This is a genomic window from Mycobacterium asiaticum, assembly GCF_001673315.1.
GTDB lineage: Bacteria > Actinomycetota > Actinomycetes > Mycobacteriales > Mycobacteriaceae > Mycobacterium > Mycobacterium asiaticum_B.
This window is the reverse complement of record NZ_LZLQ01000109.1, coordinates 1-7,785: the sequence shown is the minus strand read 5'-3', so window position 1 is coordinate 7,785 and position 7,785 is coordinate 1. Positions and strand designations below refer to the sequence as shown.

The 7,785-nt window shown below is 67.3% G+C and carries 5 protein-coding genes and 1 pseudogene; 3 read left to right on the top strand and 3 right to left on the bottom strand.

What is annotated here, in order from left to right; translation table 11 throughout:
• Positions 1-109: 109 nt before the first annotated feature.
• Both A5636_RS16765 and A5636_RS16760 read right to left on the bottom strand, forming a co-directional pair.
• Positions 110-2,275: an acyl-CoA dehydrogenase gene (locus tag A5636_RS16765; protein ID WP_065159768.1), complete on the bottom strand. Its 2,166-nt coding sequence runs from the start codon at positions 2,273-2,275 to the stop codon at positions 110-112.
• A 77-nt stretch (positions 2,276-2,352) separates the two neighbouring features.
• Entirely contained in the window at positions 2,353-3,111 is a 759-nt protein-coding gene (locus tag A5636_RS16760) for an SDR family NAD(P)-dependent oxidoreductase (RefSeq protein ID WP_065159767.1), read from the bottom strand.
• A 112-nt stretch (positions 3,112-3,223) separates the two neighbouring features.
• Between A5636_RS16760 and A5636_RS16755 the strand changes: the two genes are divergently transcribed.
• From A5636_RS16755 to A5636_RS16745, 3 genes are all read left to right on the top strand, one after another.
• On the top strand, positions 3,224-4,747 hold the full coding sequence (locus A5636_RS16755; protein ID WP_065159769.1) for an ATP-dependent DNA ligase: 1,524 nt from the start codon (positions 3,224-3,226) through the stop codon (positions 4,745-4,747).
• A gap of 203 nt (positions 4,748-4,950) precedes the next feature.
• The gene (locus A5636_RS16750) at positions 4,951-6,468 is read left to right on the top strand and encodes an Hsp70 family protein (RefSeq protein WP_065159766.1); all 1,518 of its coding nucleotides are present in this window, start codon (positions 4,951-4,953) and stop codon (positions 6,466-6,468) included.
• Between the two features lie 4 nt (positions 6,469-6,472).
• On the top strand, positions 6,473-7,138 hold the full coding sequence (locus A5636_RS16745) for a nitroreductase family protein (protein ID WP_065159765.1): 666 nt from the start codon (positions 6,473-6,475) through the stop codon (positions 7,136-7,138).
• A 4-nt stretch (positions 7,139-7,142) separates the two neighbouring features.
• Here the strand turns inward: A5636_RS16745 and A5636_RS27370 are convergent.
• A pseudogene (locus tag A5636_RS27370) lies at positions 7,143-7,785 on the bottom strand (PE family protein); the annotation flags it as partial.

Genomic DNA, 7,785 nt, shown 5'->3' with positions numbered 1-7,785 from the left:
GAATCGCACGAATCTTCCCGATTTCGTGCGATTCTGCGTCTGCTCGCCCGTCGCCCGCCGCCCGCGCGTCGCTCGCGCGCCGCCCGCGGGTCGCGCGCCACGCGCCGGGTTAGTTGATCAGCGGGTCCCGTGGCATGCCGAGGATCCGCTCGGCGATTTGGTTACGGGTCACCTCTGATGTTCCACCGGCGATCGCCATGCCGCGGGCACCCATCACCATCCGCCCGGCCAGCGCGCCGGGCCCGTCCAGTACCGCGACTTCGGGGCCGGCCAGGGCGGTGGAGATGGCAGCACCCTCGATCATGTGGTCGGCCAGCTTGAGTTTGGTGACATTGCCTTCCGGCCCGGGACCCGATCCCTCGACGCTGCGCGCCGCGCGGCGCAGGTTCAGCAGCCGCAAGGCATTCTCCTCGGCCAGATAGGTGCCGACGCGAATGACCGCGCCCGCCAAGCGATCCGCCCGCTGCTGGGCACCCTTCACCAGTTCCGGGGCCAGTGCTTCGTAGAACAGGCCACTGCCGCCGATGCTGACCCGCTCGTTGCCTAGCGTCGCGCGCGCCACCGTCCACCCGGAGTTGGGTGCCCCGACGACATCCTCGTCCGGCACGAACAGGTCGTTGAAGAACACTTCATTGAATTCCGCGCCCCCGGTCATCTGGCGCAGCGGCCGCACCTCGACTTCCGGGGCCTTCATGTCCACGATCACCGTGGTGATGCCTGCGTGCTTGGGCGCCTCAGGGTCGGTGCGCACGGTCGCCAGGCCACGGGCGCAATACTGCGCCCCGCTCGTCCACACCTTCTGGCCGTTGATCTTCCAGCCGCCGTCCACCCGGGTGGCCCGGGTCTTGACCGACGCCGCGTCCGAACCCGCTTCCGGCTCAGAGAACAATTGGCACCAGATCTCGTCTTTTCTGAGCGCCTTCTCCACGAATCTTTCGATCTGCCAATCGGTTCCATGCTGGATCAGGGTGAGGATGACCCAGCCGGTGATGCCGTAATCGGGCCGCTTGATCCCCGCGGCGCGGAATTCCTCTTCGATGACCAGTTGCGCTACCGCGTCCGCGGCGCGGCCCCACGGCTTGGGCCAGTGCGGCATCACGTAGCCGGTCTCGATCAGTTTGTCCCGTTGCGCCTGTTTGTCCAGACCCGCGAGTTCGGCGGCGTCGGCGCGGATCTGGGTACGTAGTTGCTCGGCCTCGGGTGGCAGGTCCAGACTGTTGTCCCGGACGACGCCTGCGGCGGTGAACTCGAACACATCGCGGGCCGGTGCGTCACCGCCCAGCAGTGCCGAACTCACCAGCGCCCGGCGCAGATGCAGATGCGCGTCGTGCTCCCAGGTGAACCCGATGCCGCCGTGCACCTGGACGTTGAGTTCGGCATTGCGCGCGTAGGCGGGAAAAGCCAGTGTCGCGGCGACGGCAGCGATCAGCTGGAACTGCTGCTCGTCCTCCCCGGCGGCACGCGCGGCGTCCCAAACCGCGGCAAGTGCAGATTCGGCCGCCACCAGCATGTTCGCGCAATGATGTTTCACCGCTTGGAATGTCGCGATAGTGCGGCCGAACTGCTTGCGTACCTTGGCGTATTCGACCGCGGATTCCACGCAGTCGGCCGCGCCTCCGACAGCCTCGGCGGCCAGCAGTATCCGTGCGCGCGCCAATGCGGCCGACCGGGCGCCCGGCAGGATGTCGTCGGCACTCACTTTCACGTTTTCCAAGCGAACACGGCCGGATCGCCGGGTTGGATCGAGGTTCTCCGGCACCTCCACCGAAACTCCCTCGCGGCCGCGGTCCACTACCAGCACATCGTCACCGGCGATCAATAACAGCAGTTCGGCCAGGCCGGCACCGAGCACAATCCCAGCGTCGCCGTTGGCCACGCCGTCGGAGACCCGCACGTCACCGCCCACCCCGACACCGGCGGTGGCCGTGCCGTCGATGAGTCCCGGTAACAGTCGTGCCTGTTGATCTGCGGTGCCGTCGTGGGCGATCACGGCCGAGGCGATTACCGTCGGCACGAACGGCCCCGGTGCCACCGCACGTCCGAGTTCTTCGACCACCACCACCAATTCGGGCAGACCGTATCCCGAGCCACCGTGCTCTTCACCGATGTGCAGACCGAGCCAGCCGAGTTCGACGACCCCCTGCCAGATCGCCGGCCGCTCCTCCTCGGGCGCGTCCAGCAGCGACCGCGCCGCCGCGCGCGCCTTCTGCGAGGTCAGGAACCCGCGGGTGACATCCGCGAGTTCGCGATGGTCGTCGGTCAGTGCGATACCCATGCGGATCCTCCTCGCGGCGCTGCCAAGTACCTAAAGAGTGTACTTAATGCGCGAGGAGGGTCCTGGCCTGCCCGGGTTTACTTCGGTGCGAAACGCTGCCCGGCGTCCAGGCGCAGGCACTGCCCGTTGAGCATCGGGTTGTCCACGATGGCCGCTACCAACTTGGCGTACTCCTCGGGTCGTCCCAGACGCTTGGGGAACGCCGCGTCTTTGGTCAGCGCGGTCGCGAACTCGTCCGGGATGCCCTTGGTCAATCCGGTGGCGAACAGGCTCGGCGCGATCGCCAGTACCCGGATGCCGACCGAGCCCAGGTCGCGCGCCATGGTCAGGCACATGCCCGCGATGCCCGCCTTGGCGGCCGTGTAGGCGACCTGTCCGATCTGTCCTTCGAAGGCCGCGATGGACGCGGTGTTGATGATGACGCCCCGCTCGTCGTCTTCGGGCTCGTTCTTGCTCATGTGCGCGGCAGCCAGCCGGCTGATGTTGAAGGTGGCGACGAGATTGAGGTCCACGACGGATTGGAAGGATTCGAGGTCGTGCGGGCCGGTTTTGGTCAGCGTGCGCTTGGCGATGCCGCCACCGGCGGTAGTCACGGTGACATGTAGGCCACCGAGTTCGTCGACCGCGGCCTGCAGCGTTTCCTCGGTGCCGGCGAAGTCGGTGACGTCGACGGGAAAGAACTTGCCGCCCACCCCTTCGGCTACCTCTTTGCCGTCCGAACCCTCGCGGTCCAGGACAGCGACCTGGGCACCACGCTGGTGCAGCAGCTCGGCGCTGGCGCGTCCCATCCCTGAGGCGCCGCCGATCACGACGACCTTCTTTCCGCTGATCTCCATCCGGACCTCCGTTTTCTGGGTTGTCACATAGCCTTGAATTTGTAACGTTACCGAGGCACGCTAGCGCGTCTGCCCGGCGGGGTTGTCGGCGAGTCGTGCCAAGCTCGACACCGTGCTCCTTCTCGACGTAGCAAGCACCTCGCTCCACGTGGGCGCCTCCTCGTCTCGGCTCGCCAAGGTCGCGCAGATCGCCGAGCTGCTGCAGCGTGCCGGAGCGGATGCCGAGCTTGTCGCGACCGTCGTGTCGTGGCTATCCGGGGAATTGCGGCAACGCCAGATCGGCGTGGGCTGGGCTGCCCTGCGCTCGCTGCCGCCACCGGCATCGGAGGCCGCACTCACCGTTGGCGACGTCGATGCCAGGTTCACCGAGATCGGTGGCATCGCGGGCAAGGGCTCGCAAGCCCGCCGGGCGGCCCTGATCAATGGCCTGTTCTCGGCTGCCACGGACACCGAGCAGACTTTCCTGCGGCGGCTGCTCAGCGGCGAGCTGCGCCAAGGGGCACTCGTCGGGATCATGACCGACGCGGTGGCGAAAGCGGCCGGGATCGCCGCCGGCAAGGTCCAACGGGCGGCCATGCTCGGCGGTGACCTTCCGGTGGTCGCCGCGGCGGCGCTGACCGGCAGATCGCTGGACGAGTTCACCCTCCAAGTGGGCCGTCCAGTCGGGCCGATGCTGGCCCAGACCGCCACCAGTGTCGCCGGTGCCCTCGAAAAGCATGGCGGTACATCGATTTTGGAAGCGAAGCTGGACGGCGCGCGGGTGCAGATCCACCGCCGCGGCGATGATGTCCGGGTCTTCACCCGCACCCTGGACGAGGTCACCGCGCGGTTGCCTGAGGTAGTCGAGGCGACGCTGGCCCTGCCGGTCAGCCATCTGGTTGCCGACGGCGAAGCAATTGCGCTGCGCCCGGACGACCGGCCGCACCGCTTCCAGGTCACAGCGTCGCGTTTCGGCCGCTCGGTGGATGTGGCCGCCGCCCGGGACGCGCAACCGCTTTCGGTGTTCTTCTTCGACATCCTGCACTCCGACGGGGTCGATCTGCTCGATGCGCCCACCACCGAGCGACTGGCCGCATTGGATGCCCTGGTGCCGGCGCGGCAGCGCGTCGACCGGCTGACGACCTCCGACCCCGTCGAGGCCGCCGCGTTCCTGGACGCGACGCTGGCCGCAGGCCACGAAGGCGTGATGGCCAAGGCACCGGCTGCGCCGTATCAGGCAGGCCGGCGCGGAGCAGGGTGGCTGAAGGTCAAGCCGGTGCACACCCTCGACCTGGTGGTCCTGGCCGTGGAATGGGGTTCGGGGCGCCGGAGGGGAAAGCTGTCCAACATCCACCTGGGTGCGCGCGATCCGGACAGTGGCGGCTTCGTCATGGTCGGCAAGACGTTCAAAGGGATGACCGATGCCATGCTGGATTGGCAGACCGCACGGTTCAGCGAGTTGGCCACCAAGGGCACCGACGGCTATGTCGTGCCAGTCCGGCCGGAGCAGGTGGTCGAGATAGCGCTGGACGGCGTGCAGGGTTCGACGCGGTATCCCGGCGGCGTGGCGTTGCGGTTCGCCCGGGTGGTGCGCTACCGCGACGACAAAAGCCCGGCCGACGCTGACACCATCGACACCGTACGCGCAATGTACTGACCCGGCTCGAGCGTGAATTACACGACGCGACACGCCGATTCGGCGTCGCCAGCTTCACACTGGTGAGCGATATCTGCGGACGGACCTCAGTTCGACCCTGGGATCTTCTTCTCGACGCCGCCGGACGCGCCGTGCAGCGGCAGTGGAACACGCACACGCAAGGCCACTGAAAAGAAACGCAACCGGCCCTAGAATTGGGCGGAATGAGAGTCGGTATCGACTTTGGGACCACACACACCGTCGCGGCGATCGTCGACCGCGGTAATTACCCGGTCGTCTCCTTCGACGGGTTCGACGCCTGGCCCTCGCTGGTCGCCGCGAATGCCACCGGGGAGCTGCGGTTCGGACTGGACGCCGCCGCCGTGCGCCACGCACCCGGATGGTCGGTGCTGCGGGCGTTCAAACGACTCCTCAACGATGCCGGCCCGCAGACGGAGGTCGTGCTCGCCGGACGCACCTACTTGCTGGCCGACCTGCTCACCGGATTCCTGGCTCAACTGAAAAGCGATCTATACGACCGGGCCAACGCGGGCGCGGCGGCGGGCGAACCAATCGACGTCGCGATCAGCGTGCCGGCTAATGCATCCAGCGCCCAACGCTTCATGACCCTGAATGCCTTTGTGGCAGCAGGCTTTCGCGTGGTTGCACTGCTCAATGAACCCTCAGCCGCGGCATTGGAATACGCGCACCGGTACCGGTCGACAATCACCGCCAAGCGCGAGTACGTCCTTATCTACGACCTTGGCGGTGGCACGTTCGACGCCTCGCTGTTGCGGATGGTCGGACAGGTGAACGAAGTCGTCATCAGTGAAGGGATTCAGCGCCTGGGCGGCGACGATTTCGACGAGGCGATCGCACAGCTGGTGTTGAACGCAACGAAGTTGCAGATCGACGACGACGCCTACGAGCTGCTGCTTGAGGAATGCGCGACGCGGAAGGAGACGGTCGGACCGCAGACGCGCCGATTGCTGGTCGATCTCACCGAGATCGACGGTGCCGGCCGCCCGCCATTCTCGTGCCCGATCGACGACGTCTACGCAGCATGCGCGCCGCTGGTCGATAAGACCGCCGATCTCTTGTCCCGGGTACTGCACAATCCGACCGGCGACGGCCGGGATGTCACCTGGTCGGAGGTGGCGGGCATCTATGTGGTCGGCGGCGCAGGCAGCTTTCCCCTGGTGTCCCGGATGCTGCGCACGCAGTTCGGCGACCGCCGCGTCAAGCGTTCCCCACACCCCTTCGCCGCGACCGCCATCGGACTGGCGGTCTTCCTCGACAGCGACGCTGGATTCGTTCTATCCGAACGGTTTTCGCGACATTTCGGTGTCTTCCGCGAGGCTCAGGCGGGCGCCGATGTAGTGTTCGACCCGATCGTCCCCAAGGACGCGCCGCTTCCGGTCGACGGTCGCACGCCGCTGGTAATCCGTCGCACCTACCGCGCCGCCCACAACATCGGACACTTCCGCTTCGTCGAGTGCAGCCGGGTGGTCGACGGGCGACCCGACGGTGACGTCACGCCCTACGATCCGGTCCTCTTCCCATTCGACCCCGCCCTACACGACCGCGAGGATCTGGGTCGCCAACCGGTCGGCAGATGGGGCGACGGGCCACAGGTCGAGGAACGCTACGTGGTCGCTCCGAGCGGCGCGGTGGAGGTCACCGTCACCACGCTGCCCAGTGGTTACCAGCGCACCTTCCGCCTGGAACGCGCAGAGGTCTGACTCCATGAAGCTTTACGACGTCATGCGCAGCACCTTCGCTGCGCGTGAATTCACCGACGAGCCGCTGCCCGACGATGTGTTGTACCGACTCTTCGACAATGCCCGGTTCGCACCGAGCGGCGGCAACCGGCAGGGTGCGCACATCACGGCCGTCCGTGATCTGGACGCCCGTCGGCGGATCGTCGAACTCAGCATCCCGGCTGCCCGCCGATACTTCGCCCAGATGGCAGCCGGTGAAAGCCCGTGGAATCCATTGCAGGCCAGCGTAATTCCGCAGGAAACCATCGAACGAACCGAATTCCCGGAACAGTTCCTCGCGCCGCTGGTCAACGGCTCGGTGGTTCTGGTGATCTCGGTGGACCTGGGCGTTGTCGCCGCCCTCGACCAGAACCTGGACCGTGTGGGTCTGGCAGCCGGCGCCTCGGTATATCCGTTGGTGTGGAACATTCTGCTGGCCGCGCGCAACGAGGGCTTCGGGGGCACCATCACCACGATGGCCATCGCGCAAGAACCGGAACTTCGGGAGCTGCTGGGAATCCCGGAGACCCATGCGATCGCCGCGGTGGTGCCGTTGGGCAAACCGGTACGGCAGTTGACGAAGCTGCGCCGCCAGTCGGTCGGGGACTTCGTCACCCGCGAACGCTTTGACGGACCAACGTTTTCCGGGTGAGGGATTAGAGCGCGCTCTGCCCGTCGGTGCCGTTGTAAGCCGGGTAGGGCCAGTAATGGGAGCCGCCCTTGCCGCCTACCCCGCCCACCGCACCGCCGTCGCCTCCTGCGTTGCCCCTGTCGAGGATGCCCGGACCACCTGTAGGTACGCCGCCCGGCGCACCACTGCCCGGGAATACGAGGTTGTAGGCGCCGCCGCCGCCACCGCCGCCCACGCCTCCTGCTCCGGTTGCGCCTGCGCCACCGGTCCATGTGACGTTCCCATTGGTCTTGGTATCACCGCCGTCGCCACCGGTACCGGCGGCGACGCTGACGGAGCCGGCCCCGCCGCCGCCGCCACCACCACCGGTGATGGCCGCGTTTCCGCCTGCCGCGCCGCCGGCACCACCGCCGCCACCACCGCCGCCCTTGCCGCCCACTGAGGTTGCGTTGGCGGCGCCGACACCGCCGGTACCGCCGGACCCACCGGTTGCGGTAATCAGGTCCGTGAAACCGCCGCCGAAGTTCGCGGTGCCGCCGTCACCGCCAGCGCCGCCCGACCCGCCGGTGTTGCCAAAGCCAACGAAACCCTCGCCGTCACCGATCAGCGGCCGACCCAACAACACAGTGGTGGGGGCATTGATGGCGTCCAAGATGGTTCGCTGCACG

Coding starts and splice junctions, on each gene's coding strand:
- A5636_RS16750 (WP_065159766.1), top strand. CDS start 4,951: ATGAGAGTCGGTATCGACTTTGGGACCACACACACCGTCGCGGCGATC.
- A5636_RS16745 (WP_065159765.1), top strand. CDS start 6,473: ATGAAGCTTTACGACGTCATGCGCAGCACCTTCGCTGCGCGTGAATTC.
- A5636_RS16760 (WP_065159767.1), bottom strand. CDS start 3,111: ATGGAGATCAGCGGAAAGAAGGTCGTCGTGATCGGCGGCGCCTCAGGG.
- A5636_RS16765 (WP_065159768.1), bottom strand. CDS start 2,275: ATGGGTATCGCACTGACCGACGACCATCGCGAACTCGCGGATGTCACC.